The sequence below is a fragment of the Salinisphaera dokdonensis CL-ES53 genome (assembly GCF_040361215.1).
In the GTDB taxonomy this organism is placed as follows: domain Bacteria; phylum Pseudomonadota; class Gammaproteobacteria; order Nevskiales; family Salinisphaeraceae; genus Salinisphaera; species Salinisphaera dokdonensis.
In genome coordinates, this window is record NZ_APND01000003.1 from 55,503 (window position 1) to 80,934 (window position 25,432).

Annotated in this window: 25 protein-coding genes; 16 read left to right on the forward strand and 9 right to left on the reverse strand. The window is 63.5% G+C overall.

Translation table 11 applies throughout. From position 1 onward, the window contains the following. Positions 1 to 171: 171 nt before the first annotated feature. Complete coding sequence (locus SADO_RS09830) at positions 172 to 1,587, forward strand: GGDEF domain-containing protein (RefSeq protein WP_353111029.1); 1,416 nt, start codon at positions 172 to 174, stop codon at positions 1,585 to 1,587. A gap of 168 nt (positions 1,588 to 1,755) precedes the next feature. Further along, positions 1,756 to 1,926 (forward strand): hypothetical protein, encoded by a 171-nt coding sequence (locus tag SADO_RS09835; RefSeq protein ID WP_353111030.1) that lies wholly within the window; start codon positions 1,756 to 1,758, stop codon positions 1,924 to 1,926. Positions 1,927 to 2,093: 167 nt separating this feature from the next. Here SADO_RS09835 and SADO_RS09840 read toward each other — a convergent pair whose 3' ends face one another. Beyond that, positions 2,094 to 2,468: a hypothetical protein gene (locus tag SADO_RS09840; RefSeq protein WP_353111031.1), complete on the reverse strand. Its 375-nt coding sequence runs from the start codon at positions 2,466 to 2,468 to the stop codon at positions 2,094 to 2,096. A gap of 275 nt (positions 2,469 to 2,743) precedes the next feature. Here SADO_RS09840 and SADO_RS09845 point away from each other — a divergent pair, with 275 nt between their 5' ends. Together SADO_RS09845 and SADO_RS09850 are read left to right on the forward strand one after the other, a co-directional pair. Further along, the gene (locus SADO_RS09845) at positions 2,744 to 3,625 is read left to right on the forward strand and encodes an ATP-binding protein (protein WP_353111032.1); all 882 of its coding nucleotides are present in this window, start codon (positions 2,744 to 2,746) and stop codon (positions 3,623 to 3,625) included. Between the two features lie 36 nt (positions 3,626 to 3,661). Further along, positions 3,662 to 4,207, forward strand: coding sequence for a hypothetical protein (locus SADO_RS09850; RefSeq protein ID WP_353111033.1), 546 nt, complete (start codon positions 3,662 to 3,664; stop codon positions 4,205 to 4,207). A gap of 114 nt (positions 4,208 to 4,321) precedes the next feature. On the opposite strand, the gene SADO_RS09855 is transcribed toward SADO_RS09850, so the two are convergent. The 4 genes from SADO_RS09855 to SADO_RS09870 form a co-directional block, all read right to left on the reverse strand. Continuing rightward, on the reverse strand, positions 4,322 to 4,885 hold the full coding sequence (locus tag SADO_RS09855) for a SprT family zinc-dependent metalloprotease (protein ID WP_353111034.1): 564 nt from the start codon (positions 4,883 to 4,885) through the stop codon (positions 4,322 to 4,324). A gap of 35 nt (positions 4,886 to 4,920) precedes the next feature. Next, the gene (locus SADO_RS09860; protein ID WP_353111035.1) at positions 4,921 to 5,604 is read right to left on the reverse strand and encodes a hypothetical protein; all 684 of its coding nucleotides are present in this window, start codon (positions 5,602 to 5,604) and stop codon (positions 4,921 to 4,923) included. Between the two features lie 82 nt (positions 5,605 to 5,686). Then, positions 5,687 to 6,691 (reverse strand): helix-turn-helix transcriptional regulator, encoded by a 1,005-nt coding sequence (locus SADO_RS09865; protein WP_353111036.1) that lies wholly within the window; start codon positions 6,689 to 6,691, stop codon positions 5,687 to 5,689. 89 nt (positions 6,692 to 6,780) lie between these two features. Continuing rightward, positions 6,781 to 8,931, reverse strand: a complete 2,151-nt coding sequence (locus SADO_RS09870) for a bifunctional metallophosphatase/5'-nucleotidase (RefSeq protein ID WP_353111037.1) — start codon at positions 8,929 to 8,931, stop codon at positions 6,781 to 6,783. A gap of 158 nt (positions 8,932 to 9,089) precedes the next feature. On the opposite strand from SADO_RS09870, the gene SADO_RS09875 reads away from it, so the two are divergent. The 8 genes from SADO_RS09875 to SADO_RS09910 all read left to right on the forward strand — a co-directional run bounded on the left by SADO_RS09875 (position 9,090) and on the right by SADO_RS09910 (position 16,916). Beyond that, positions 9,090 to 10,505 (forward strand): SDR family NAD(P)-dependent oxidoreductase, encoded by a 1,416-nt coding sequence (locus SADO_RS09875; RefSeq protein ID WP_353111038.1) that lies wholly within the window; start codon positions 9,090 to 9,092, stop codon positions 10,503 to 10,505. Then, on the forward strand, positions 10,492 to 11,784 hold the full coding sequence (locus tag SADO_RS09880) for an ABC1 kinase family protein (RefSeq protein WP_353111039.1): 1,293 nt from the start codon (positions 10,492 to 10,494) through the stop codon (positions 11,782 to 11,784). Before SADO_RS09875 ends, SADO_RS09880 begins: the two co-directional genes overlap by 14 nt. A gap of 70 nt (positions 11,785 to 11,854) precedes the next feature. Further along, entirely contained in the window at positions 11,855 to 12,541 is a 687-nt protein-coding gene (locus SADO_RS09885; protein WP_353111040.1) for a 7-cyano-7-deazaguanine/7-aminomethyl-7-deazaguanine transporter, read from the forward strand. 123 nt (positions 12,542 to 12,664) lie between these two features. Further along, positions 12,665 to 13,096, forward strand: a complete 432-nt coding sequence (locus tag SADO_RS09890) for a hypothetical protein (RefSeq protein WP_353111041.1) — start codon at positions 12,665 to 12,667, stop codon at positions 13,094 to 13,096. Between the two features lie 185 nt (positions 13,097 to 13,281). Continuing rightward, positions 13,282 to 14,613 (forward strand): arylsulfotransferase family protein, encoded by a 1,332-nt coding sequence (locus SADO_RS09895; RefSeq protein ID WP_353111042.1) that lies wholly within the window; start codon positions 13,282 to 13,284, stop codon positions 14,611 to 14,613. Between the two features lie 12 nt (positions 14,614 to 14,625). Then, the gene (locus tag SADO_RS09900) at positions 14,626 to 14,931 is read left to right on the forward strand and encodes a hypothetical protein (protein ID WP_353111043.1); all 306 of its coding nucleotides are present in this window, start codon (positions 14,626 to 14,628) and stop codon (positions 14,929 to 14,931) included. Positions 14,932 to 15,003: 72 nt separating this feature from the next. After that, the gene (locus tag SADO_RS09905; protein ID WP_353111044.1) at positions 15,004 to 15,720 is read left to right on the forward strand and encodes a hypothetical protein; all 717 of its coding nucleotides are present in this window, start codon (positions 15,004 to 15,006) and stop codon (positions 15,718 to 15,720) included. After that, the gene (locus SADO_RS09910; RefSeq protein ID WP_353111045.1) at positions 15,717 to 16,916 is read left to right on the forward strand and encodes a sulfotransferase; all 1,200 of its coding nucleotides are present in this window, start codon (positions 15,717 to 15,719) and stop codon (positions 16,914 to 16,916) included. Before SADO_RS09905 ends, SADO_RS09910 begins: the two co-directional genes overlap by 4 nt. 94 nt (positions 16,917 to 17,010) lie before the next feature. On the opposite strand, the gene SADO_RS09915 is transcribed toward SADO_RS09910, so the two are convergent. Then, complete coding sequence (locus tag SADO_RS09915; RefSeq protein ID WP_353111046.1) at positions 17,011 to 17,418, reverse strand: GlcG/HbpS family heme-binding protein; 408 nt, start codon at positions 17,416 to 17,418, stop codon at positions 17,011 to 17,013. A gap of 129 nt (positions 17,419 to 17,547) precedes the next feature. Then, the gene (locus tag SADO_RS09920; RefSeq protein ID WP_353111047.1) at positions 17,548 to 19,242 is read right to left on the reverse strand and encodes an L-lactate permease; all 1,695 of its coding nucleotides are present in this window, start codon (positions 19,240 to 19,242) and stop codon (positions 17,548 to 17,550) included. Positions 19,243 to 19,670: 428 nt separating this feature from the next. Here SADO_RS09920 and SADO_RS09925 point away from each other — a divergent pair, with 428 nt between their 5' ends. The 4 genes from SADO_RS09925 to SADO_RS09940 all read left to right on the forward strand — a co-directional run bounded on the left by SADO_RS09925 (position 19,671) and on the right by SADO_RS09940 (position 23,673). Continuing rightward, on the forward strand, positions 19,671 to 20,120 hold the full coding sequence (locus SADO_RS09925; protein ID WP_353111048.1) for a hypothetical protein: 450 nt from the start codon (positions 19,671 to 19,673) through the stop codon (positions 20,118 to 20,120). A gap of 362 nt (positions 20,121 to 20,482) precedes the next feature. Beyond that, on the forward strand, positions 20,483 to 21,319 hold the full coding sequence (locus SADO_RS09930) for a p-hydroxycinnamoyl CoA hydratase/lyase (RefSeq protein ID WP_353111049.1): 837 nt from the start codon (positions 20,483 to 20,485) through the stop codon (positions 21,317 to 21,319). A 104-nt stretch (positions 21,320 to 21,423) separates the two neighbouring features. Beyond that, a complete protein-coding gene (locus tag SADO_RS09935) occupies positions 21,424 to 23,265 on the forward strand; it encodes a feruloyl-CoA synthase (RefSeq protein ID WP_353111050.1) in 1,842 nt (613 codons plus the stop codon). A gap of 99 nt (positions 23,266 to 23,364) precedes the next feature. Further along, the gene (locus SADO_RS09940) at positions 23,365 to 23,673 is read left to right on the forward strand and encodes a DUF1272 domain-containing protein (RefSeq protein WP_353111803.1); all 309 of its coding nucleotides are present in this window, start codon (positions 23,365 to 23,367) and stop codon (positions 23,671 to 23,673) included. A 156-nt stretch (positions 23,674 to 23,829) separates the two neighbouring features. On the opposite strand, the gene SADO_RS09945 is transcribed toward SADO_RS09940, so the two are convergent. Then, positions 23,830 to 24,888, reverse strand: coding sequence for a TRAP transporter substrate-binding protein (locus SADO_RS09945; protein ID WP_353111051.1), 1,059 nt, complete (start codon positions 24,886 to 24,888; stop codon positions 23,830 to 23,832). Positions 24,889 to 24,927: 39 nt separating this feature from the next. After that, the gene (locus SADO_RS09950) at positions 24,928 to 25,425 is read right to left on the reverse strand and encodes a DUF3237 domain-containing protein (RefSeq protein WP_353111052.1); all 498 of its coding nucleotides are present in this window, start codon (positions 25,423 to 25,425) and stop codon (positions 24,928 to 24,930) included. Positions 25,426 to 25,432: the final 7 nt, after the last annotated feature.

The following is a 25,432-nucleotide window of genomic DNA, read 5'->3' on the forward strand; positions in this document are numbered from 1 at the left end:
TGGCAAAAAACACCGAACAGCAGTTCGGTTTATAGTAAGCCAGTAGCGACATCGGCTTGAGCCTTGCCTATTCAAGGACGTAGCGCGGTCAGCAAAGCTCTGGCGCGTAAAAATCCAGTCGTCTACTCGACTGTTGCCGATCGTTAAATGACGCATTCATGAAGGCTGTTGATGAAAACCCACCAACTGCATAAAGCCTCCAGCGAGCCGAACCTCAAGCTGGTCGCGATATTGATGCGATTGGAGGTTCTGGCCGCACTGGCTGCCGTGATCGTGACCGCGGTGGTGTTGCTCGCCTGGCTCATTCCCGCCCTTGCCTCGCTGCTGCCATCCGGCTGGAATGTGATGAAGGCGAATACAGCCCTCGCACTCATGCTCGGCGCGACCAGCCTCGTTCTGTCACAGCCCCGGCGCAGTCGTATACAGCAGCAAACCAGCATGGCGCTCGCCGCTGTCGTCATGCTTATTGCGCTATCGGCGCTTGCCCGCCACCTGGTCGGCTGGAATATCGGTCTCGAAGCGCTGCTCGCGCCCGACACAGGTTCCGCGCGCCCCGGGCTGATGTCGATCCAGAGTGCGGCCTATCTGCTGGCGTTGGGTTTCGTCGCGCTTCAGATCACTGCGCGCACGAAACCGCTTTCACCTTTCGTCGATGCCCTTACGATGGGCCTGATCATGTTCACGCTGATCGTACTGTCCGGCTACTGTTTCGATGCCGCACGGCTGGTCGGCCAGTCGCTGGAAACGCGTGCTTCGCCCCATACGCTGCTGTGCATGGGGCTACTGACCTGCGTGGCGATCGGCCGGCGCTCGGAGTCGGGTTATTTCTCGGTGCTCGTTGGTATCGGTATCGGCAGCCAGATCGCGCGCGTCATTTTTCCGTTCGCTCTGGTTCTACCTTTTCTGCTCGTACTCGGCGGCCAGTATGCGAACTGGATGGGCTGGGTCGAGATGGCCTATGCGTCCGCGATGACCGCAGCCGGCACGTCCTTCATCTTTTTCCTGCTGCTTATCGTGGCGGCACAGCGCATCAACGACCTCGAGCGCGAACTGCGCGATATGTCGCTGTCGGATGCCCTGACCGGCGTCGCCAACCGGCGCGGCTTCGAACTGCTGGGCAGTCAGTCCATGCGTGAAGCGCAACGCAACAAGACACCGTTGACCGTCATGTTCGCTGACTTGGACGGCCTCAAGCAGACGAACGACGCGCTTGGCCACGATGCCGGCTCCGAATTCATCATCGACGTGGCGCGCCTTCTGGTGGAAACGTTCCGCGGCGCGGATATCGTCGCGCGCGTGGGTGGCGACGAGTTCGCCGTGGTCATCCACGCGGACGAAGCCGCGGCGAACCGGGCGATCCATCGCCTTGCCGAGCGCACGAAAGCCCGCAACGCCCAGGGCGATCGCCCGTACGAGATCAGCTTCAGCCTCGGCGCCGCAACGAGCAGCGCGGATCGAAAGGAAAGTTTCAGCAGCCTGCTCAAACGTGCCGATGAGGTCATGTACGAGCAGAAGAAGAAAAAGAAAAAACTGCGCGAGCGCGAGATCTACACGCTCCGCGACGTAACAATGCCGCAAGGCAGCTAACTGCCCCGGTTCGCATGCACCGTTCGGGCGCGTCTTTGTTGAAACCTGCCAGGAAGAGCGCGCCTCGGATCAAAGCGTATTAGTGCTCCCCTCGCCATGGCGCCGGCGACTAGCCGGGCGCCCGTGGACTGCGCCGCCTGGCGAACGATCGCCGGACTCTAGCTCGGCGTGGCGTCTCTCTACGACGTCACCGACCGCGAGGCGGCCTTTATTCACGCGAAGAATCGCACGCGCATGCTGCGCCTATCGGCGGGCTGTGCCCGCGGTGCAATCCCCGGCTTCACGCGGGCAAACGGCAATCACGATCTCCTGCCGTTGGTGTTTGAGATCACACGCTAGACGAAGGCCGTGGCTATACGGTCTGTTTCGCTTCCGCCGGCGATCCATCGTAAAGCCGCCCGGCCCGGGCGCTGGTCAAATATTGGGCAACGCGCACCCAGCCATGCTGTGCGGCCACCGCGTCACACTATCCACAGGGTTGTTCACGCCAACTGTGGAAAGCCCTATCAGTGCAGACGCGCCACGGGCGTCACCTCGGTGGCCATGGCAGTCGGCGGGAACGCCCCGCCGCGCGTGCCGTGCTTTTCACGCGACGTACGTGGCACCGGCGGCCCGAGCTTGAGATGGCGCTGCCAGTACTCACGTGCTGGCTGAGAGAACCAGTGGTATGGCGCGGTGATAAACACATGCACCAGATAGGCACGCCCGGCAAGGTCCACCAATTCGCAGACGTCGCGATAGGTGCCGGCCGACATCACCCGCGCGGCGATACGCTCGGGCGACTCGCTATCCGATAACGCATCCGCGCTGAAATAGCGCCGCGCCATCCGGGCCAGAAAAGCTTCCAGTTCATACGGCCGTAGTTCCGAATTCGTGATCATGGGGCTACCTGAAAGTTGTTGTACCGGCGGATGGAGGCGTCGAACGGCACGCTCGACGTGCGCAAATCTCGTCTTCAGATGGCTGCGATATACCGTGAAAATAAGCGCGCCGGCGCCGTTCTCATCCTGTTGGGCGCATAGCCTGAACCGCGGCTGTGACAGCTCGACGACAACCCGCACACGATCGAATCCGGCGCGATGAAATCGTGATCGGCCACGCCTGTACTGCAACTGCGGCACTGCAGGCGCCGGGGTGTATTGGCTACACTGGCCGGATGCACGATGCAGACACCTTGGAAACCATCGCGACCCAACTCGCCCGGATCGCGGACGCTCAGGAAGCCCGGCTTGCCGATGAACGACGCGCGGTCGGCGGCGATATCGACTGGTCCGCGCTGGCGTTTCGCTGGCGCGACGACGGGCGCCTGCAAGCGATCGACTCGCCCATTGCCCTGCCGCTGGAACGCCTGCACGGCATCGAGACCCAGAAACAGCGGCTGGTCGCCAACACGCGCCAGTTCGTGGCCGGTCTGCCAGCCAACAATGCCCTGCTCTGGGGCTCGCGCGGCTCGGGCAAGTCGTCGCTCGTGAAAGCGCTGCTGCCGGCGTTCGCCGACGAAGGCCTGCGCGTTGTCGAGGTGCCGGCCCACCGGCTGGTCGATCTGCCGGATCTCGTCGCCATCCTGGCCGATCGTCCGGAAAAGTTCGTGGTGTTCTCGGACGATCTGTCGTTCGAGGCCGGCGACGGCAGCTACAAGGCACTCAAGGCCGTCCTCGACGGCTCGCTGGCCGCCGCACCTGAGAACGTGGTGATCTATGCCACTTCGAACCGGCGTCACCTGCTGCCCGAGTACCAGTCCGAAAACCAAGCCGCGCAGCAGATCGACGGCGAGATTCATCACGGCGAAGCCGTCGAAGAGAAGATTTCCCTGTCCGAGCGCTTCGGTCTGTGGCTGTCGTTCTATCCGTTCGACCAGGCGAACTATCTGGCGATCGCGGCCAAGCATCTCGCCGCGCGTGATATCGAGGCCGAGATCGGTGTCGACGCGCCCTGGGAACGTGCCGCTCTGCAGTGGGCGCTGGCGCGCGGCTCGCGCAGCGGTCGAACCGCCGAACAGTTCGTGCGCGACTGGGTTGGCCGCCTATCGAATGCCTAGAATGCTAGCGTCAATATCACTTTAGAGTTGCTAGGGATGATGAAAACTAAACTTAAAAACTTTATTCAGCATCTCTATCATGAAGTTGAAGACGAGGAAAAAGCCGAGGAATACATCGACAATGCCCTGCCTTCCATCGGCCTCATCGTGATGTACTTCAATTCTCTAGAAAGTTGGCTTGACTCCATCCTTTGTGAGAATTTTACGGATCGGACAGATTCGACGGGATTAATAGTTCTTAACAAAATGAACTATAATTCAAAAATTGAGCTATTCAAAAGATTTTGCGACGACTTTCATGTAGCCAGTCAACAACCGATAGAGGGCTATGAGAGCCTTATACAAGATTTGAAGGAATGCGGCCGGTTGCGAAATTTAGTAGTGCATGCAAATTGGCAAGCTACTGATGACGAAGGTTATACTTTCGTTAGACTCAAGATGTCTAAAACTGGCATGCAGCAGGAATACGTGCAGTTCTCTAAAGACTCTCTTGAGCGGATCATTGAATTAATTATTAAAACTGAATTCAATCTCAGCACATACTGGGAAGCACGAAATGAAGTGCTCTACGGCAGCGTTTAACTGTTCATTAGAGGCGGACCGCTATCTAACGAGCAACAATAAGCCGCACTCGTAAGAATAGCGTTAGCTACAGGTGGGCAACCCCTTTGCAGTGGCATTTTGGGAGCCAGAGCCTCACGTTAACTCGCTGACGCCTCCGTCTACTAAACGAAGCTTCTGGCCACAGCGCCGGCAGACATAGTCGGTGCCTTTCTGTGCACGCTTGTGGCGAATGCTGGTGAGCCAGGCGTCTTCATCGCAGGCGCATTCGTAGCGAAACCGCTTGAGCTGACGTACCGGTTCGGTCGGCAGCGTATGGCACGGCGCAGGGTCGACGCCGAAGGCGCGCATGAGCGCTTTCCACTCCCTGCCGTGCGGTTTTGCGCGGCGGCCATAGAGCCGGTAGATGACGACGTGCGCGACTTCGTGCGGCACCGTCTCGGCAAGCATTTCCTGTGGATGCGAATCCAGCAGCGCGGCGTTGATACGAATCCGGCAATCCCGACTGCGGCGCGCAAAGATCGCCTGCCCCGCCGAGCGGCCGCGCAGATCGAAGGCGACCGCGGGCACCGGCAGCCGCCGCGCGCTGACGCCGGTGATCTCGCGGGCGCGTTCGATCCAGTACGCGGTCTCGCGCTCGGCGCGGGTCTGCAAGTCCTCGTCGCCGAGATCGAGACGATGCTGTTCGGCCTGGGCCATGGGCGGGGCACTTCATTGCAAAATCGACCAGCCGCTCAGGATACCTGCTTGCGCGCGTCGGCCTCTCCCCGGGCACGCGAGCGCGGCGGCTGCGCCATGGCAATGACCTGGCGCAGCCCCAGACGCTGACGACGTACCCAGGCGGGGTCGGCCAGCTGGTTGCGCAGGCAGAACGGGAACTGCTGGCTCAACTCGGCCAGACGCCGATCGGCCTGCTCGCGCAGAGCGCGCAGACGGTCATGTTCCTGGCGCAGCGCGACGATTTCATTCGGCAGACGGGCCGATGCCGCATTGTCACGCGCCCGTGTCAGCAATTCCCGTAGCCGGGCGGCATCGCCGGCACGATAAGCCAGCACGGCCAGCGACCAGAGCCCGGCCGTATCTTCGGCGGCGGCCTTGGGCGCCACGTCCGGATGCAGCGCTGCAAGCAAGGCACGAAAGATCGCACGGGCCTGGTCGGATTCGACCGGCGCGAGCGCCGTCCAGTCGCGGCGCGGCGCGGCACTGGCGGCGACCTGCATGTCGTGGGCGGTTTCGGCATCGCGACGCAGGTCGCCGAAGGCTGCCCAGTACTGTGCGGCCCATTCGGGGCCGTCGTGAAAACGCCAGTCGGCTTCGATGGCCAGCGCGCGGGTCAGGCCACGGCGCTCGGCCTGGGCCGCCTGCAGCAGTGCGGCACGGGCCGGATGGATCAGTCGTTGGGCGGTGGTCATGCTCATCGGTCACTCCCTGTTTTCAACGTGGGTACAGGGTGGCGCGGCCGGTGGGTCATTAGACGACCCTGAGCTGTATGAATTTACATTATTTCGCGTTGGCGCCGTATTGGGCGGCGGCCGCATGCAGGCGGTCGGCCGCCGCGGCACGCAGCTCGAGGGGCGCGATCACTTCGGCGTCCGGGCCGTAGGCCAGCACGTCGGCCAACAGTTCGGCCGAGGCCGAATACGGCACGCGCAGTTCATAGCCACCATCGTCTAGCGACTCGCCCTGCTGATCCGGGTGCCATTGCTCGTCCGCGACCCAGCGCGCCGCGCGCGCACTAAACCGGATCACCGCGGTATTGGCTGGCGCGCCGGAGAAGATGCCGTAGCCGCCCCCGAGTTCGGCTTCCAGCGCGTCCTCGTCCATCTCGATCGCCGCGGCCTCGCGTGCCTGCGCGTGGCGGATACGGTCCAGCGAGAAACTGCGCAGGCCCTCGGCGTCGTGACACCAGGCATCGAGATACCAGTTGTCGCGGTAATAGATCAGCCGCTGCGGCGACACGGTGCGCTCGCTTTCGGTATCGCGCGCGCGGCCGTGGTAGCGAATCGTGAGCCGGCGTCGCATCGCCATGGCGCTGGCCACGTCGGCAAAGGCCGGCCCTGGCCGACGCGCGCTGGCGCGCAGAATACGCGTGCGTCGCGACAGTTCGCCCGTGCCCATCGCCCGGCTTTCGAGAATCCGCTCCAGGCGCTTGCGTACCGGCGCGAGATCGAGCGCGAGCAGGCCCGGCTGCACGGTTTCGAGCAGCTGATCCATGGCCAGCAGCGAGACCAGCTCCGAGGCGTTGAACCACAGCCCGGGCAGCTCGAAATGGCCGCTCGCGGCTTCGTCGGTACTCTCGTCGTCGGCATCGCGAGCGTAGTAATAGCCGTTGTACTCGCGGTCGTACTCGATCGGCGCGTCGAGATACAGCCGCATGTCCCGAATGATGCGCTTGACCGTAGCCGGCGAGCATTCGAGGCGTTCTTCCAGCGTGGCCTTGGGGATCGGCCGGCGCGCGCCGGCGAGCTGCTTGTGCAGCGCGTAAATGCGATCGAAGACATTCATGCTTCGAGTCTATCGTTTCGTTCGAAGTCCGCGCATGAAAAAGGCCGCGCTGCTGCCAGCCCGGCCTGTCCGTCCAGCCTAGACGACGATTAGGGCGCGTCGCGCTGGGCCTTCAGATTGACGATACGCGTGTCGTCCGCGGCGGCCGTTTCTACCTGTGCGTACGCCATACCCCCGTTGTCCGGGTTGTAGAGCGCCCGCAGATGTTCGGCCAGGGCGTCCTGCTCGGTACCGCTGTCGGCGAATGACGCCAGGCCCGGATCGTAGTCCGTGCTCACCAGCGACGGATCCGTCGCCGTAGCGGGGTCGAGATCCACGCGTTGCGGATCGGCCAGGCTCATCAGCGGATAGGCATCGCCGCATTCCTGGGTGCCGGCATCGTAGTTGTCGCCGGCCACGCAGGCCGCAGTGAAGGCCAGCAGCACCATGCGGATGCCACGATTTGAATCGCCTTGCAGCACGCCGTTGGCAACGATCGTATCGGTGGCCGTACCGGCGTCGTCGATGACTTCCAGGCTGCGGATTCGGCTGCCCGTGGTGGCCGCACCGAGATTCATCTGGCCGCCGGTCCGGGCGGTCTCGTCGGCATCGAACGCGATCCGCATGCCGCCGATCTGTGGGAACTGGCCCGGCGTGGCGCCTTCGGTGGTGGCCGCGACCGCGTGTTCCATGATGTCGCGCAGCTCGGCGGCGGTGACCGTGATCAGCGTCAGGCTGTTGTTGAAACGCAGCGAGCCGGCGATATCGAACTGCGACACGCCGCCGGCCGGCTTGCCGATCGAGTCGTTAGCCTGCGGCGGTCGAAATTCCGGCTCGGCGTCGTTCGAACCCGGCGGCACGACCACCTGGCCGATATCGTCACGAATACCGCCGCCGTTCTTGAGCGAGACCTGCACGCCGGGCTCGGCCAGACGGGCGTAATAAAGATTGGCATCGGCGGTGAGATCGCCGAGATTGGTCTCTTCGGTACGCACCTGGGTACGCCGGCCGTCCAGATAGACGTCGGTGATGCCCTGCACGTTGCCGTCCTGATCGGCGAGCACGGTCTGCAGTGCGGATTGCACGTCGAGCACGTCCGGGTTCGCCGTCGTATCCAGACCGCGATTGCCGAGCATCTCGACCACGGCATCGGTCGACGCCCAGGCGCCGTTTTCGGCGGCATCCAGCGTGCTAGTGATCAGCACGCCGGCATCGTCGAAATCCGCGACCAGACGGCCGAGGTATTTGTAGTCGCCGTCCACGTTGACGACCAGCGTGGGCGTGCCGTCCGGTCCGTCAAAGGACAACGGATAGGTGTCGGCGGCCATCTCACCGTCGCGCAGGACATCGTTGCTGTCCGCGAGCAGCGTATTGGACCCGCCGGCAATGATGATGTCGACGTCGTTCAGACGCGTGGCAAGTGCTTTCTCGATCGCGATCTGCTGCATGTGGGCCATGAGCACGATCTTGTCGATACCGGCGTCCACGAGCGCATCGATCGCGGGCTGGATCTCGGCGGCCAGCGCGTCGTAGCCGGACTCGTCCATGCTGAAGCCGCTCGGCGACACGGTGATGCCGCCCGTCGAGGTGAGGCTCGCCAGGGCCGGCGTGCTCGCGCCGACCAGACCGATGGTCTCGCCGCCGATCTCGACGGTGGCGGAGCCCGAAACGCTGCCGGCGCCGTCGCTTGTCGGCAGGCCGTCGGCCACGATCAGGCCCGACAGACTGGCATCAGTAGAGAAATCCAGATTGGTCGACAGATAAGGGAAGGCGGCGCCGGGGTAATCGCCATCGGCAGCGATAATATCGGCAAACGCCTCGGTACCCTGGTCCAGATCATGGTTTCCGACCGCAGCGGCGGCGGTATCGAAGGCGTTCACGAATACGATATCGCCGCGGCCGTTGCCGGCCACGCCGAGTGCCCCGCGTGTGTCGTCGTTATCCACGCCGGCCGCGAAAAATCGCGGGCCGGGAATGAAGTTGTCGCCGGAGCTGAGTACGAGCGTGTTGTCCGCCAGATCCTCGTCGCTGGCAAAGGCGTTGACCAGGCTCGAGAAATTCGACACATAGTCGAGCGCGGCGGTCGAGCCGTCCATATCGGCGAAATGCAGCAGCTGCAGCCGGTAGGCCGGCGCAGCGTTGTCCATGTCGCCGGAATCGTTGTCGTTATCGTCGCCGTCGCTGCTGGAACAGCCGGCGATACTGGCGGTCAGAAGTGCAAGCAGCACAAGTCGTCGCCAGACGGGTTGCGTCGTGGTCATGGTTCCCCCTCAGGTTGATCGGTCAAAGGCGACCAAGAACCTACCGGGGGCGCACTTCACGAGCGTGACGTTTACCTGACAGCGCGATGACAGTTGCAGTGCTCAACCGCACTGCACAAACTGGCGTACTACTCGACTTTGGTCGCAACTGTTCTTCAATGATCCGACTCCATGAAACCGTTCGTGTCGCCCGCAGCGCGGCCGACTGCTATCGCTACCTGCTGGACTTCTCCACCTGTGAGCAATGGGACCCGGGCGTCTATCGCGCCGCGAAGATCACGCCTGGCACGCCGGCGGTAGGCAGCGAATTCGATGTCACGGTCAGCCTGTTCGGACGCCGCTCCACACTGCGCTATCGCATTACCGCGCTAGAGGCGGATACGCGTATCGAGCTCGAGATGCACGGCAACGGCATCCGCTCGACCGAGACGATCGCTATCTCGTCCGGCGCTTCCGGCGGTGCCGAAATCGACTATCGCGCGGATTTCCAGCTTTCCGGCGTGTTGCGGCTGAGCCAGACCGTGGCACGCCCGCTGTTCAAGCGCGTCGGGCGCAAGGCCGTCGCCGGCCTGGCTGACGCGTTGACGATCAAGTCCGAGCCGCCGCGTCAGAGCTGGCCGAGCTACGCGGCCGATCGCAGCATGATCCTCGCAGCGCCGACGTTTACCGAGCGCGGCTACCTCGCGTTGGATGACAAATCGCACAGCGAGTTCATGGACGACCGCGTTGTTGTTGTCACCGGCGCGACCAGCGGCATCGGCGAAGCGATCGCCTGCGAATACGCGCGCCTGGGCGCGACCGTTGTGCTGGTCGGCCGCGACGCGGACAAGCTCGCCGCCTCGCGCCAAGCCGTGCACGACTTCGCCGGCGGCGATATCGCGCGTATCCATACCGAACAAGCCGACCTGGTCGACGTCGCGCAGACCCGCGCACTCGGCGAACGTCTGGCCGCTCAGTTCCCGCATATCGACGTGCTGGTCAACAACGCCGGCGCGATGTTCGATACGCATGCGCTTACCGACGACGGTTTCGAACGCACGCTCGCGATCAACCTGGTCGCGCCATTCGTGCTCACGGAAACGCTCATGGGCACGCTCATCGCCGCCGGCGGGCGTGTGGTGAACATGTCTAGCGGCGGCATGTACCTGCAGCCGCTGGTACTCGGGGACCTTAACTTCGAGAAATCGAGCTACAGCGCCAACAATGCCTACGCCCGCGCCAAGCGCGGGCTGGTCGCCGTCACCCGTCACTGGGCGCGCCGCTACGGCGACGCCGGCGTGCAGTTCAACGCCATGCATCCCGGCTGGGCGGCCACGCCGGGGGTGACAAAATCGCTGCCGGGATTCGACAAGGTGATGGGCCGCTTCCTGCGTGATGCGCGTATGGGCGCCGATACCGCTGTCTGGCTGGGGGCAGCGGAGGCTGCCAAGCATTGCCAGGGCGAGTTCTTCCTCGACCGCACCCCGCATCCGACCGCCGTGCTCCCGAATACCCAGGTGCGCCCGAGCGACGCGCAGGCGCTTTACGGCTGGCTTCGCAACGAGAGCGATATTCCGGTTCATGGCTTCGGATAAGGACGAACAACGCACCCGCCGGCGCCGCATCATCGGCGCGGGCGTACGCAGCCTCGGGCGCAGCGCGCTGCATACGCTGCCGGGCTACGACCGCGCCAAAAGCTGGCAGAAAACCGGACAGGACTGGTTCGACACGCTCGGCGGGCTCAAGGGCGCAGCGATGAAGCTCGGCCAGATCGCCTCCCAGTATCAGGATTTCCTGCCCGAGCAACTAGCCGAACAGCTCGCGCGTCTGCAGCGTAACGCCGAGCCCTGGGCCTTCGAGCGTCTCGAGCCGGTACTCGATGCCGCCTGGAGCGACGAGCAGCGGGCCCAAGTCGAGCAACTCGACGAAGAAGCGCTCGCTGCGGCATCCATTGGCCAGGTCCACCGCGCTCGGTTGACCGACGGACGCGATGTGGTGGTCAAGATCCGCTATCCCGGCGTCGCGGACGCCGTGGATGCCGATATCGCCAATCTCGGTCGGCTGCTCAAGCTGTCGCGGTTTCTGCCCATCCGCGGCAGCGATATCGATGCCGTGCTCGATGAACTGCGCGAGCGCTTCATCGAAGAAACCGACTACCGCCACGAGCTACGCAACCTCGAATCGCTGCGCGCCATTGGCCTGCCCCGTTTCGTGCTGCCTGAACCGGTGCCCGAGCTGTGCGCGGACTCGGTGCTCGTGACCCAACACGTGCCGTCCGCACCGATCGGCGAAGCGCCGTCAGATCTCGGGCATGCGATCGTCGGCGCGATCAACCGCCAGGTATTCACCCACGGCGTGCTGCACGCCGACCCGCACCCGGGCAATTTCGGCGTAACGAAAAACGGCGAGGTCGCGCTCTACGACTTCGGCTGCGTGAAGCGTCTGGACATCGAGACCCGCGCCGGTCTGCGCGACGTGGTCGCGGCCGCGCTGGAAAGCCGCTGGGAAGACGTCCACTCGGCCCTCGAGCGTCTTGGCGTCGTGCCGCCGAACAGCTGGTCCCGGCACAGCGAACTCTATACCGAGATCTATGCCGGGCATGCGGCCGCGTCGCTCGGCCCGCTGCGCGACAACGCCGCGTACGTATTCACAGACGACGGCCTGATCGAGTCCATCCGAGGTGAAATCCGCAAGTCGCTGCGCCACTGGAAGCTGTTCAACGCCGCGCCGGAGCTGGTGTTTCTCATGCGCACGCTCAGCGGCCTGTACTGGATCCTGCGCAGCATCCACGCCGAGGCCGATCTCTACGCAGAACTGGAGGCCATCGCTTCAGGCGCTTATGACCCACCGGCAGACGCCGAGAACACGACCTAGTATCCTGCGCACGCTCGCGTAACACCGTGTCCACGGGTTCCCTCACCCCGTCATTAAAAAGGTCATGCCCATGTCCGCGCTTTCCGACGCCCAGTGGCGTCGCGTCGTCATCGCCCTCGCCGTGCTGCATATCGTCGTGATTGCGGCCAGCAATTATCTGGTGCAACTGCCGTTCACGCTGTTCGGCTGGCATACCACCTGGGGCGCTTTCAGCTTTCCGTTCATCTTTCTGGCGACCGACCTGACGGTACGCATCTTCGGTGCGGCGACCGCGCGCCGGATCGTGTTCGCGGTGATGGGCCCGGCACTGCTGGTGTCGTATCTGTTCTCTGTGCTCTATGTCGACGGGCGCTTTGCCGGCTTCGGCGCGCTTGGCGAGTTCAATGGCGCGGTCGCGCGGATTGCGCTCGCCAGTTTCTGTGCCTATCTGTTCGGCCAGCTGCTCGATATCGGGGTGTTCCGGCGCCTGCGCGCATTGCCGCGCTGGTGGGTCGCGCCAGCGGCCTCAACGATCATCGGCAACGCACTGGATACGCTGCTGTTCTTCTCGATCGCCTTTGTGGCGTCGTCGAACCCGTTCATGGCCGAACACTGGTTCGAAATTGCCTGTGTGGACTACGTCTTCAAGCTGCTGATCAGCCTGTGCCTGTTCCTGCCGCTCTACGGCGCCCTGCTGGCCGTGCTTTCCGATCGCCTGCTCGCCCTCACCGCCGAGGGCGCGAGCGCCCACCGCGCAGCCGAGCCCGCAACACGCTGAACCGCGGTCACGGCGCGATCGGGCCCGTGCTATAACCGGAGAACGCGCGTTGACGTGACCGCACCGGACACGCCGCGCGGGCCGATAAGCACCACCGCAGCCGCGGCTGCAGGAGATAGGGCGATGAGCATGTCCACGTCCACGCGCGTCGCCCTGCTTCTGGGGCTGGCGCTGATCTGTGCGCCGCTTACCGCTCTGGCCCAGAGCGCTGCCGGCGCCGCGCCGTCCAAGCCGTTCACGGTCAAGATCCGCTATGGCATGAACGCGGCGCCGGATAGCACCGCGACGCCCAAACCGCGACGGCTTGAATTTTCTGTTGCCGCCCGCGACGCCGGCCGTATCGCCACCCGCGATGCGCGCCTCGACTATGGCTTCGATGCGGGGTCCGGCAGCGATATCACGGTCTCGATCGAGCTCACCTATGCCACCGCCGACGGCTCGCAGAGCATGCAGACACAGCTGCTCCTGCCGCGACGCCAATGGACGCCTATCGGTGGCGAAACAGACGATGGCCAGTCCGGCAATGCGGTCTATATTCGTGTCGACCCGAACTAGTTTCAGCCGCTATCTCGCCGTAGTCGAATACATTTTCCGGCCGTCGATCCCAACAGCGACGCCATCATCACGATGATGTTTCGCTAACGTGAACTTGAGAAAAATGCTAATGTCCTAACAGAGCCGAGGGCGCCGCGCTTCAAACCCGAAGCCGGTGTATGGGGCCCTGGAACAAGGGTTCAACAATGGATAATGCGGATCGCGTCGGGTTTACGGCGTTTTTCGTGGCGTGTCTCTTTCTCGCCTTTCTTGGCGGCACCATGGTCGTGCTCGCCAAGGTCTTCCCCTATGAATTCGTCAACGATGCGTACAAGGCCGGGCATGCCCTGCTGGTACAGGATTCGATCGACGATCCGTATACCCAGACCGATCAATGGCGCATCGCGCGCAGCGAGCGCCGTGGCACGACCATTCACGACGCCGAGCGCGCCTATCAGGGCTATACGCTCTATACCTCGGGCGGCGGCCCCAGCGCATCACTGATCGACATGGAAGGCAACGAGGTTCATAGCTGGACCCTGCCTTACAGCAAGCTGTGGTCGACCAATCCGGCTGGCCGAGGCGCCCAGGACGACGGTTTGATGTACTGGCGCAAGGCGATCATGTACCCGAACGGGGATCTGCTCGCCATCTATATCACCGCGGGCGATACGCCGTGGGGTTACGGCATGGTCCGGCTCGACGCGGACTCGAACGTGATCTGGAAATATCACGGCGCCGCACACCACGACTTCGATATCACGCCGGACGGCCGGATCGTGCTGCTCACGCACGCCTTCTCCGACAAGACGTTCGACGACTTCCCGGCACTCGCGAAGCCGTTCCTGGACGACTACGCGGTCGTGCTCGACGGCGAGACCGGGGAAGAACAGAGCAAGATTCCGCTGTTCGAGGCGTTCTACGAATCGCGCTTTCAGCCGCTGCTGACGAATATCGCGCATTTCGCCGTCGAGGACCCGCTGCACACCAACAGCATCCAGTTCATCGACGACGAGTTGGCGCAATCCTTTGGCCCGGCCAAGGGCCGCGGCAATCAGGTACTGGTGTCTTTCCGTCATCCCGGCACGCCGGCACTGATCGACCTGGATTCCGGCCAGCTGACCTGGGCGATGAGTGGCTCCTGGCTCGGCCAGCACTCGGCGCGCGCCCTGCCGAACGGCAACTTCACCCTGTTCGACAACTATGGCCATTTCCAGGCCGACAACATGACCCGTGCGCTGGAAGTCGATCCTGAAAGCGAGGAGATCGTCTGGCGCTACCAGGGCGATAAGGAACACCCGTTCGCCAGTCGTCTGCGCGGCCAGATCATCACGCTTGCGAACGGCAACCGGCTGATTACCGAATCCGACGGCGGCCGCCTGTTCGAAGTCACCCGCGACGGCGACATCGTCTGGGAGTTCTTCAATCCCAAACGCGCCGGCGACAAGGATCAGCATATTCCCGTCGTCTCGTCGGGCCAGCGCCTGCAGGCCGAGGACTTCGAGCCGGAATTCCGTAACCGTATTCAGAACCCCTGAGAGGACAACGTCATGACTGACCTGAACAAACAACAGACGAAACCGCTGATACGCACCGGCCTCGCCGCTGCATTGATGCTGGCTCCTTTTGCTGCCGCCCAGGCCTATGTCGGCCCCGGTGCCGGCCTGAGCCTGCTGGGCGCCCTCTGGGGCGTGGTCGCCGCGATCGGTGCCGCGCTGCTGTTCGTCATCCTCTGGCCGATCCGGCGTATGCGCCGGCGCAAGCGGGAAGAGGCCAAGGCCGCGGCCGCAAGCCAGGGCACGCAGCAGAACCGCGACGCCAGTGACAGCTCACAAGAGCACTCGTCCAACCCGTAATTCCTATTCGGCGTTGTCGCCCGCCCGCCGTTCACGGTTGGGCGGCGGCGTCGTTTTCTCTGGAGAGAGTCGATGGGGCTTTTTGACCTGCCCGCGCCGCTATTCGATCTGATCGATGCGGCCATGGCGAATGTCTTGCCCGCGGCCGCGCGGCTGGCTATCTGGGCGACGGTGGGCGCGTTGCTCACCATGTTTCTTTACAAGGCGCTGTCGCCGCAATCGCGTATCGGCACGGCCAAGCGCGAAGCCAAGGATGCGCGACGTCAGCTCAACGAGTTCGACGGCGATTTTGCCGATGCCGGCCCGTTGATCAAGGCCCAGTTCGTCAGCGCCTTTCGCCATGTCGGCCTGGTCGTGCCCGGCACCCTGCTGGCGATCCTGCCCCTGCTCGCGCTGCTGCTCTGGGCCGAGACGAACTATGGGCGTACCCTGCCGGCTGATGGCCAACCGCCCGTCATCCAGACCGTGCCGGAAGGCGTTCAAACCGACTGGCAATCCGATGTCGCCCCCGCCCATCTGCTCGTAAGTGACGATGGCGGTGCCATCGCCGACATCGAGATGAGCGCGCCGGTCGGCATCGTCACCAAGCAACCCTGGTGGCATTGGTTGGCCGAGAATCCGCTCGGTTATCTACCGGACGATGCCCCTGTCGACCAAGTCCATATCGAACTGCCGACGCTCGAGGTGATCCCGTTCGGGCCGTCGTGGATGCGTTCCTGGCTGTTCGTGTTCATCCCCGTGATGTTCATCGTCTCGTTGCTGATCTACAAATGGGCGAAAATCGAATGAGCGATACCGAGAACAAGCCAGCTGACGAGGCGTCCACGCCGTCATCATCGGCAAACGAGTCGGGCGAGCGCACTGCCCGCTCCCGGCCCAGCGATGCAGCAATCGCGAGTTTCGAGGTACCGACCTGGATCGACCGTATCGGCGGCTGGCAGCATCGCCACCCGCGCGGCGCGATCCGGCTCGGCAACTTCGACACCCGCATGGCCGGCGAAGCGATCGAGGGCGTCACCATCGACGCACCGATCTATGTGGCCGGCCTTGCCCGTTCGGGCACCACCATTCTGCTGGAGCTACTGGCCGAGCATCCCGAAGTCGGCACGCATCAATACCGCGATTTCCCGCCGGTATTCACGCCCTGGCTGTGGGATCGTTGGCTGGCCCGCGTGCCACAGGCAGATGAAACCGCTAAGGAACGCGCCCACGGCGACGGTATTGCGGTCACCTCGCAAAGCCCCGAGGCCTTCGAGGAAGTGCTCTGGATGGCCTTCTTCCCCGATACGCACGACCCCCGCCGGAGCAGCGTGCTCGACGCACGGACCGAGCAACCCGAGTTCGAGCGCTTCTACGCCGAGCATATCCGCAAGGTACTCGCTATTCGTGAAGCCAGGCGCTATGTAGCGAAGGGCAATTACAACCTCATGCGCCTGCAGTATCTGCAGAAGATGTTTGCGGATGCGCGCTTCGTGCTGCCGGTACGCGATCCGGTCTGGCATATCGCCTCGCTGATGAAGCAGCAGACGCTGTTCGAGGCCGGCGAAAGCGAACACCCACGGGCACTCGAGCATATGCGCCGCGTGGGCCATTTCGAGTTCGGCCTGGATCGGCGCGCGATCAACACCGGCGACCGGCAGACGCTTGAGCGCGTCGAGGCGCTATGGGCCGAAGGCCGCGAGGTCGAAGGCTGGGCGCACTACTGGGCGATGGTCTATGCGGATATCGCCGACCGTCTCGATGCCGACCCGGCGCTCAAGCAAGCCGCGCTGATCGTGCGTTACGAGGATATGTGTACCCGTTCGCACGAGGTCCTCACCGGCTTCTATGCCCATTGCGGCCTGGAAGTGGATACCGAGACGCTCGATGCTGCCGCGTCGCGCCTGCGCCTGCCCGGCTACTACAAGCCGGCGTTCAGCGACGAGGAACTGGCCACGATCCGCGAGATCACGGGCCCGGTCGCCAGTCGTTTCGGCTACGCCTGAAGCGGCACCCCAGGTACCCCCGTAAAACGCGTGCATAAAAAAGGCGGCGCCGGGATTCCGGCGCCGCCTTTCGTTCAAACGCTGTCCCGTTCGATCAACCGGTAACCGCGGCGATGCCCGCCTTGGCAGTCTGCGCGTCCTGATCCGGCTTCACGCCCGACACGCCCACGGCGCCGGCGAGCTTGCCGTCGACCATCACCGGCACGCCGCCGGTCATCGTCGCCTTCAGTTCCGGCACCGACAGGAAGGCTGCACGCCCGCCATTGATCATATCCTCGAACGCCTGGGTTTCCTTGCCGCCCAGCGCCGCGCTGCGGGCCTTCTCGGTGGCGACATAGCTGCCCATCGGCGCACAGCCGTCGAGACGACGCAGCGCGATCAGGTGGCCGCCATCGTCGACCACCGCGATGGATACGTTCCAGCCCTGCGCCTCGGCCTCTTTCTGGGCCGCGTCGAGGATGGTGTTCGCGTCGTCGAGCGTGACTACGGATTTCTGTTGCATGGCAGTGTTCCCGAATTTTGGAAAAGATAAAACGATTGAAGACCGGCTTAGTGTAAACGCTGCGTCCAGTCACGCCGCACAACGAAAAACGGCCGCCGAGGCGGCCGCCCTTCGTTGTGGCACCGGCCTCTAGTTCATGAGGCCGTCGACCACGCCGATGCCGTAGAAGGCAATCAGGCCGATCACGCCTGCCAGTACGCAGTAGTAGAGCGTCGGCAGGATCGTCTTGCGCAGCGTCGTACCCTCGCGGCCCAACAGGCCGACGGTGGCCGACGCGGCCACGACGTTGTGGATCGCGATCATATTGCCGGCAGCCGCACCCACGGCCTGGAGTGCAACCATCATGGCGGTCGAAACACCCAGCGTCGCGGCGACGTTGAACTGGAAGTCCGACAGCATCAGGTTCGACACGGTGTTCGAACCGGCGATGAAGGCACCCAGCGCGCCCACGGCCGGCGCAAACAGCGGATAGATATGGCCCACGCCGTCAGCGACGAGCTGCGCCATCGCGACCGGCATCGACACCAGATCCGAACCGTTCACACCGGAGTTGATGAGAATACGCACCATCGGAATGGTGAAAATCAGCACGAAGCCAGCACCCAGGATCGTGTTGGTCGATTCCTTGAACGCGGCACCCATCGCCGGCGCGCGCATGCGGTGCAGGAAGAAGGTGATCAGCACGGCCATGCAGATGATGCCGCCCGGCAGATACAGCGGCTGAATCGAGCCGGAGACATCGGCTTGACCCAGGATATCGCTCCAGCTGATGGCGACCGACTTGAGCGCATTGGTGATCGGTTCAACCGTGCGCGAGATCACCAGCAGCGCGGCCAGCAGAACGTACGGCACCCAGCCCATGGTCGGCGTCAGCGGCGTGCGTCCGGCCACGTGATCGGCCTTGATATCCATGTTGCCGACCCATTCGGACGGCCATTTGCTGGCGTCCGGAAAGTCCCACGGCGTCTTGGGGATGAGAAAGCCACGACGCGCGGCGGGCACGACGATGGCCAGGCCAACCATGGCGCCGATCATGGACGGGAATTCCGGCCCGAGGAACACGCCGGCCAGGGCGTAGGGCACGACGAAGGCCACACCGGCGAACAGCGCGAACGGCGCCACGGCAAGGCCGTCGCCCCAGGATTTGCGTTCACCGAAGAAGCGCGCCATGACGGTGATCATGATCAACGGCATGAGAATGCCGCAGATGGCGTGCGTAATGGCGACTTCCGAAGTGATCAGGCGGAAATAGGTTTCCCAGTCCGAACCATTGGCCACCAGCTGCTCGGTGATCTGCGACTTCTGCACACCACCGGTCACACCCACGATGATCGGGGTACCGACCGCGCCGAAGGATACCGGCGTGGACTGAATCATCATGCCCACGACAACCGCAGCCAGCGCAGGGAAGCCGAGCGCGACCATCAGCGGTGCGGCTACGGCAGCGGGCGTGCCGAAGCCCGAGGCGCCCTCGATGAAGCAGCCAAACAGCCACGCCACGATGATTGCCTGGATACGACGGTCCGGACTGATGCCCGAGAAACCGTTGCGAATCGCTGCGATCCCGCCCGAGTGCTTGAGCGTGTTCAACAGCAGAATCGCGCCGAAGATGATCCACAGGATCGAGACCGTCAGCATCAGCCCTTGAAGACTGGAAGCTGCCACTCGCGTGAAGCTCATGTCCCAGGCCAGCAATGCGATCAGTACCGTGACGATGAAAACCACCGGCATCGCCGTACGCGCCTGCATGCGCATGCCGATGAGCATCACACCGGCGAGCACTAGTGGCACGAATGCCAGTAGCGACATGTAAATCGGAACCATGTATCTCTCCCCAGAAATAAAGAAGTTTCCGAGAGCGGCCCGGGACCCACCGACCCAATGGCGCACTGCACGAAGACCGCAAAGCTAATCATGTTATTTGTGAAACGACAATTCACTATCCGCAACGCGCCGCTCGCTCGCGGCACCCTGGCAAAACCGCCCACGCGCTTGCCGCGACGCGCAATACACAGGCCGGTGGGCGCTGTACCGCCGTATCCAGACGCTTGTTTCCGCTCTGCCGCACCTCCTTTCTTACAGGCAGCTACTACTAATTGACGACTTTTCCCGGCAACCGCTGTCCAAGAGCACTACCCTCGCCGCGCAACCGCCGTCACCTCCCCCCCTCGCAGCACGCATGGGGCCACTCGTCCAGGGACTGCCGCGCGGCGAGACTCAAGCGCGCCCCTGTGCAGCCGATACCGAGAAACATGGAAGCCATCGCCCATTTCGCCGAAAGCCCCCGCGTGATTCCTATTGAAGGGCGACGCGCGGCGGCGCTATGCCGCCAGCTTTCCGCAGCGCTTCCCACCGGCGCCCAGGTAGAGATCGGCCGCCATCCTCAGGTGGACCACGATTGCGGGCTGGCTTTGACGCTGCAACTGCCCGCGCGCCCGAACGCCACGCTCCCCGGGCGGCTGCATCCTGCAAGCGCGGCTTTTGCAATCGAGATTTCCTGGCGGTTGCTACAACGGCATTTCAGCAACCCCACACGTGAGCAGACCGCCGGCGCCGCTCTGGCAGACTGGATCGCCCTGCACGTGGCCGGGGCGGCACCGACCGCCGGGTCCGCGGATACCGCCCCGCTCCTGGTCTGGCGCTTTACAACCCCGCTCGACGACATCTCCGATATCCGCGTCCAGCGCGTCCGCGCTGCCTAAGCCGCGGTCGTCACCACGCCGCTGGCGTCATTGACGCCTGGCGTTTCCTCGCTTTTCCCGCGGCCATCGCACTCTCTCCATCGTGATGCTCGAGTAGACAGCCCACTCGGTTTCTCCGGGCTATCAGGTTCGCGCTACGCGAGCCTCTTTATGGCCCTGATTTTTGAAGACGATGCAGCTGTGATCACGCTCGCCAGGCAATATCTCGGCCGCAGGTGTACGCGTTGGCCCGATCCCCAACTGTCCTCGCCCGCCAAATGAGTGCCGCCATCTCGACCACTTATCTTCGGATATTTAGTTATTGATAATAACTTTATTTCGTGAAATGATCGCTCCAGATTCGAATGCAAGGAGGAGATGCCATGGGCGATTATCAAGACAAGTGGACGACGGTGGCGGTGTCGGTCGAGGCAGGGATTGCGTGGGTCACGCTGAATCGCCCCGAAAAGCGCAACGCGATGAATCCGACGCTCAACAAGGAAATGATCGACGTTCTGGAGACCCTGGAACTCGACCCCGAGGCCCAGGTGCTGGTGCTGCGCGGCGCGGGAGAAGCCTGGACTGCCGGCATGGATCTCAAGGAATACTTCCGCGAAATCGACGCCCAGCCGGAGATCGTCGAAGAGCGGATTCGCCGTGACTGTTCGCAGTGGCAGTGGCGCCTGCTGCGTTTCTATACCAAACCGACCATTGCCATGGTCAACGGCTGGTGCTTCGGCGGCGCCTTTTCGCCGCTGGTCGCCTGCGACCTGGCCATCTGTGCCGACGAAGCGGTCTTCGGCCTGTCCGAGATCAACTGGGGTATTCCGCCCGGCAACCTGGTGAGCAAGGCGCTGGCCGACACCATCGGCCATCGGCAGGCGCTGCACTACATCATGACCGGCGAGACCTTCGACGGTCCGCGTGCCGCGGAGATGGGCCTCGTCAACACCAGCGTGCCCCGTACCGAACTTGAAGACCATGTGCGCAAGCTCGCTGAAACCCTGCTGCAGAAGAACCCGGTCGCGCTACGCATCGCCAAGCACGGCTTCAAGCGCTGCCGCGAACTGACCTGGGAGCAGAACGAGGACTATCTCTACGCCAAGATCGATCAGTCCATGCACCGCGACAAGGAAGGCGGCCGCGAGGAAGGTCTCAAGCAATTCCTGGACGACAAATCGATCAAGCCAGGCCTGCAGTCGTACCAGCGCAACAAGTAGCGACGTCCAATAATAAAGACGCGATACGCCCCGCTCGCCCGACCGGCCATGCCGCTTCGGCACGGCATGGCCGGACGGCGTGCGTTCGCGTCGGAGGAGAACCCATGCCTGCCATCCGTTATCGGCCGGTGCGCCTGGGCGAATCGCCGTGCACGCTCGAGACCGACGAATCCGGCATCGCCCATGTCCAGCCTCGCAAAACGCTCGGCACCTACCCCGAACGGCTGCTCGATCGTCTGATCGAGGGTGCCACCAGCCATCCCGACCGCACCCTGGTCGCGCGCCGTGAAAACGGCGGCGCCTGGCGCGAAGTCAGCTACGCACAAATGCTGCAGCAGGTGCGCGCGATCGCACAGGCATTGAGTACGCGCGATCTGTCCGTGGATCGACCGCTGCTGATCCTGTCCGGCAACAGCATCGAACACCTGAGCATGGCTTTTGCCGCAATGTGGACCGGAATCCCCCACTGTCCGCTATCGCCGGCGGCGTCCCTGCGCTCTGCCGATTACGGCAAGGTGCATCACGCGATGACGCTGCTCACGCCGGGTATGGTCTTCGCCGACGATCTCGACGCTTTCGCGCCGGCGATCGCGGCCACCGTGCCGGACGATGTCGAGGTCGTGGGCGTGACCGGCACGCTCGATTCGCACGCGGTCAGCGACTACGCCAGTCTCGCCGCCACGCTCGCCACATCCGCTGTCGACGACCTGCATGCCGCAACCGGGCCCGACACGATCGCCAAATTCCTGTTCACGTCGGGTTCCACGAGCCTGCCCAAGGCCGTCATCACAACCCAGCGCATGCTGTGCTCGAACCAGCAGATGTTGCTGGAAACCTTCCCTTTTCTCGCCGACGAGCCGCCCGTACTCGTCGACTGGCTGCCGTGGAACCATACCTTCGGCGGCAGCCACAACATCGGCATCGCGCTCTATAACGGCGGCTCGCTGTACATCAACGAGGGCCGTCCGACGCCGGAGCTGTTCGGCGAGACCGTTCGCAACCTTAAAGACGTATCGCCGACGCTTTATCTGGACGTGCCGCGCGGCTGGGAGGAACTCGCCGACTCACTGGAAAAGGACGCCGAGCTGCGACGCAGCTTCTACGCCCGCTTGAAGCTCCAGTTCTTTGCCGCCGCCGGCCTGTCGCAGCAGACCTGGAACCGGCTGGACGCACTCGCCGAACAGGAATGCGGCGAACGCATCCGGGTCATGGCGGGCCTGGGCTGTACCGAAACCGCGCCTTCGTCGATGTTCACCACCGTGCCTGAGATTCGTGCCGGCACGGTCGGCCTGCCCTGTCCGGGCTGCACGCTCAAGCTCGTGCCCGCAGATGACCGTCTCGAGGCACGCTTTGCCGGCCCGCACGTCACGCCCGGCTACTGGCGCGAGCCCGAACGGACCGCAAGTGCTTTCGATGCCGAAGGCTTTTATTGCAGCGGCGACGCACTCGATTTCATGGTTGCCGACGATCTGTCCTACGGCTTCGTGTTCGACGGCCGCATTTCCGAGAACTTCAAACTGTCATCCGGCAGCTTCGTGAATATGGGTGCGATTCGCACGCGCATTCTAGAAGCCACCAAACCGTACGTGCAGGATGTCGTCATCACCGGCGCACAGCGCAACACCGTCGGCGCGCTGGTGTTCGTGGCACCGACAGCCTGCCGTAAACTCGCAGATGCGGGACACGACACGCCGGTCGAGACACTGCTCGATGATCCGGCGTTACAGGCGCACTTCTCCGCGTGGTTCAAGCAGATCAATCAGAGCGCCACCGGCAGCGCCACGCATATCGCGCAGGCCTGTCTGGTGGGCGAGCCGCCCTCTTTCGATGTCGGCGAGATCACGGACAAGGGCTCGATCAATCAGCGACGCGTACTCGAACACCGGGCCGAACTGGTCGACGCCCTCCATGCGGGCACGGCAGCCCATATGATCGCCACGGATTGAATCCACACGCCTGCGTCGCAAACGGTTTGGGCGTTTACCGTGCCGGCCACCGCCAGCCATGCAACGATAGGGCATCGGATCACCGGACGCCGGATCGAGATGCTGGAACTACGCCCGACCTGCGAACACTGCAACAAGCCGCTCGCGCCGGAATCGCTTGAAGCGCGCATCTGCAGCTATGAATGCACGTTCTGCGCGGCGTGCGTGGAACACGTTCTGGAGAACGTCTGCCCGAACTGCGGCGGTGGCTTCACGGCGCGGCCGATCAGGCCCGCCAAGGACCGCGTTGGGGGCAACTATCTGGGCAATCACCCGGCAAGCGACAAGCGCGTGCACAGGCCGGTCGATCCGGCGGCCCACGCGGAACGGATCGCGCGCATCAAACACCTGCCACCGGAGCAGCGCTGACTGCTTGACGGTGCCGTCGAGCGCTCGGCGCGCGAAGCGCTGACACCTCATCTGCGGCCACCGCCCCGGCCTCGCAAACCATGCTAGAACCGCGCCATGAAAAAGCCGGCCACTGCGCGTAGCGCCGGGGCCGGCTTGTGCCGTTGGAGACGTGTGCTATTCGGCGTTGTATTTCTCGATCAGGCGCCGGGCGTCGTCGTAGAGTTCCTGCGCCGGCAGCCGATCGCTGTTCTTCTCGATCCAGTCGTCGGTGATCTTCTGGCCCACCGCTTGCCACTTTGCGGTTTCCTCGGGGCCGACCGTCACGATCTGGCCGGGCAGCTCGCCGTTGTCGATCCTGTCGATCTCGACCTGATCGGCGTCGTCCATGATTCGCCCGATCTTGGCGGCGGCTTCGATACCCGAATGCGCATCGATCACTGCCTGCAGATCCTCGGGCAGGCTGTCGTAACGATCCTGATTCATGGCCACCATCATCATCGTCGTATAGAGCGCATGGTCGCCGCTGAATACAGTGTGCTGATCGGTGATCTTGGCCAGACCCAGCGCCGAGATCGCTTCGAACGGCACCACCGTGCCGTCGATCACGCCGCGCGACAACGCTTCCGGCGCCTGCGATACCGGCATGCCCACCGGCTGGGCGCCGAGATTCGCGAGATAGGTGTTGATGACCCGCGTGGGCCCGCGTAGCTTCAATCCACGCATATCCGACATCGTCTTCACCGGCTCGCCTCGCGTATGAATCGCGCCCGGGCTGTGGGTATGTACTGCGATCGGATAAACGCCTTTGAGCTCATCCTGCATGTGTTCCATGGCGTAGGCATGGGCAGCCTTGCTGGTCGCCTCGCCGGTGGTCGGCAAGAACGGCAGATCAAACACTTCCGCCTTGCGGAAACGTCCCGGCGCGTAGCCCAGCACCGTCCAGATGATATCCACCTGACCGCTTTCGGCCTGATCGAACAACGTCGCTGGCGATCCGCCCAGCTGCATCGACGGATAGATTTGCACTTCGATACGCCCGTTCGATTCTTCCTCCACCGCTTTCGCCCACGGCACGAAGAACTCTTCGTTCACGGGTGCAGTGGACGGGAAGAAATGATGGATCCGCAGCGTGTAGGTCTTGTCCTGGGCGGCGGCGGCGCCCGCTGCGATCAGCCAGACGACCGATAAGCCTGCCAGCCATCGAAAGCCATACTTACAGAGTCCGGTTTTCATGCTCCCTCTCCTCTCGTTTTGCAGGGTCGTTTTATGGGTTCATTCGATACGAAAGCCGTGCGGACGCACGGCAAAGACATCGACGACGACACCCGCTTTAAAACGCTGCGCGCTGCCGACGAAAATGGTGCGATTGAGCCAGTCCAGCGCTGGCTCTGCGGTGATGAAAACCGGCGCGGTCTGAAAGTAGTAGCTGTTCGGCGCGACCACCTCGCCGGCCGCGATGCGTTCGAGCACGGTTTTCGGGCCGTGCCGATAGCCACGGTTGTCGATCTCGATACGCGCGCCTGCATCGGTTTCGATCGCGTACATCGCCCGCAGGTCGGTCACGCCATCGGTGCGGATCGTCTGCCAGTCGCCACCGCCGGCGAGCACGCGCCCGCTGAGTTGCGGGCCGTTGAACCGACCGCCCGTGATCGGAATGATGCGGCGCAGGCCGTCACGGGTCGGGCCGATCTCGATGACCGGGCCGACCTCGACTTCCAGGCGCATGACGAAATCCAGCGCGGGTGAACGGTATTCCTGCGTCGCCGACATGAGCGCC

Bases quoted from the DNA above. Each gene is read 5' to 3' on its own strand.
- SADO_RS09840 (WP_353111031.1), bottom strand. From the start codon at position 2,468: ATGATCACGAATTCGGAACTACGGCCGTATGAACTGGAAGCTTTTCTG.
- SADO_RS09920 (WP_353111047.1), bottom strand. From the start codon at position 19,242: ATGGTTCCGATTTACATGTCGCTACTGGCATTCGTGCCACTAGTGCTC.
- SADO_RS09885 (WP_353111040.1), top strand. From the start codon at position 11,855: ATGTCCGCGCTTTCCGACGCCCAGTGGCGTCGCGTCGTCATCGCCCTC.
- SADO_RS09935 (WP_353111050.1), top strand. From the start codon at position 21,424: ATGCCTGCCATCCGTTATCGGCCGGTGCGCCTGGGCGAATCGCCGTGC.
- SADO_RS09930 (WP_353111049.1), top strand. From the start codon at position 20,483: ATGGGCGATTATCAAGACAAGTGGACGACGGTGGCGGTGTCGGTCGAG.
- SADO_RS09870 (WP_353111037.1), bottom strand. From the start codon at position 8,931: ATGACCACGACGCAACCCGTCTGGCGACGACTTGTGCTGCTTGCACTT.
- SADO_RS09900 (WP_353111043.1), top strand. From the start codon at position 14,626: ATGACTGACCTGAACAAACAACAGACGAAACCGCTGATACGCACCGGC.
- SADO_RS09890 (WP_353111041.1), top strand. From the start codon at position 12,665: ATGAGCATGTCCACGTCCACGCGCGTCGCCCTGCTTCTGGGGCTGGCG.
- SADO_RS09865 (WP_353111036.1), bottom strand. From the start codon at position 6,691: ATGAATGTCTTCGATCGCATTTACGCGCTGCACAAGCAGCTCGCCGGC.
- SADO_RS09880 (WP_353111039.1), top strand. From the start codon at position 10,492: ATGGCTTCGGATAAGGACGAACAACGCACCCGCCGGCGCCGCATCATC.
- SADO_RS09950 (WP_353111052.1), bottom strand. From the start codon at position 25,425: ATGTCGGCGACGCAGGAATACCGTTCACCCGCGCTGGATTTCGTCATG.
- SADO_RS09895 (WP_353111042.1), top strand. From the start codon at position 13,282: ATGGATAATGCGGATCGCGTCGGGTTTACGGCGTTTTTCGTGGCGTGT.
- SADO_RS09875 (WP_353111038.1), top strand. From the start codon at position 9,090: ATGATCCGACTCCATGAAACCGTTCGTGTCGCCCGCAGCGCGGCCGAC.
- SADO_RS09830 (WP_353111029.1), top strand. From the start codon at position 172: ATGAAAACCCACCAACTGCATAAAGCCTCCAGCGAGCCGAACCTCAAG.
- SADO_RS09860 (WP_353111035.1), bottom strand. From the start codon at position 5,604: ATGAGCATGACCACCGCCCAACGACTGATCCATCCGGCCCGTGCCGCA.
- SADO_RS09855 (WP_353111034.1), bottom strand. From the start codon at position 4,885: ATGGCCCAGGCCGAACAGCATCGTCTCGATCTCGGCGACGAGGACTTG.
- SADO_RS09925 (WP_353111048.1), top strand. From the start codon at position 19,671: ATGGAAGCCATCGCCCATTTCGCCGAAAGCCCCCGCGTGATTCCTATT.
- SADO_RS09905 (WP_353111044.1), top strand. From the start codon at position 15,004: ATGGGGCTTTTTGACCTGCCCGCGCCGCTATTCGATCTGATCGATGCG.
- SADO_RS09945 (WP_353111051.1), bottom strand. From the start codon at position 24,888: ATGAAAACCGGACTCTGTAAGTATGGCTTTCGATGGCTGGCAGGCTTA.
- SADO_RS09850 (WP_353111033.1), top strand. From the start codon at position 3,662: ATGATGAAAACTAAACTTAAAAACTTTATTCAGCATCTCTATCATGAA.
- SADO_RS09845 (WP_353111032.1), top strand. From the start codon at position 2,744: ATGCACGATGCAGACACCTTGGAAACCATCGCGACCCAACTCGCCCGG.
- SADO_RS09915 (WP_353111046.1), bottom strand. From the start codon at position 17,418: ATGCAACAGAAATCCGTAGTCACGCTCGACGACGCGAACACCATCCTC.
- SADO_RS09910 (WP_353111045.1), top strand. From the start codon at position 15,717: ATGAGCGATACCGAGAACAAGCCAGCTGACGAGGCGTCCACGCCGTCA.
- SADO_RS09940 (WP_353111803.1), top strand. From the start codon at position 23,365: ATGCTGGAACTACGCCCGACCTGCGAACACTGCAACAAGCCGCTCGCG.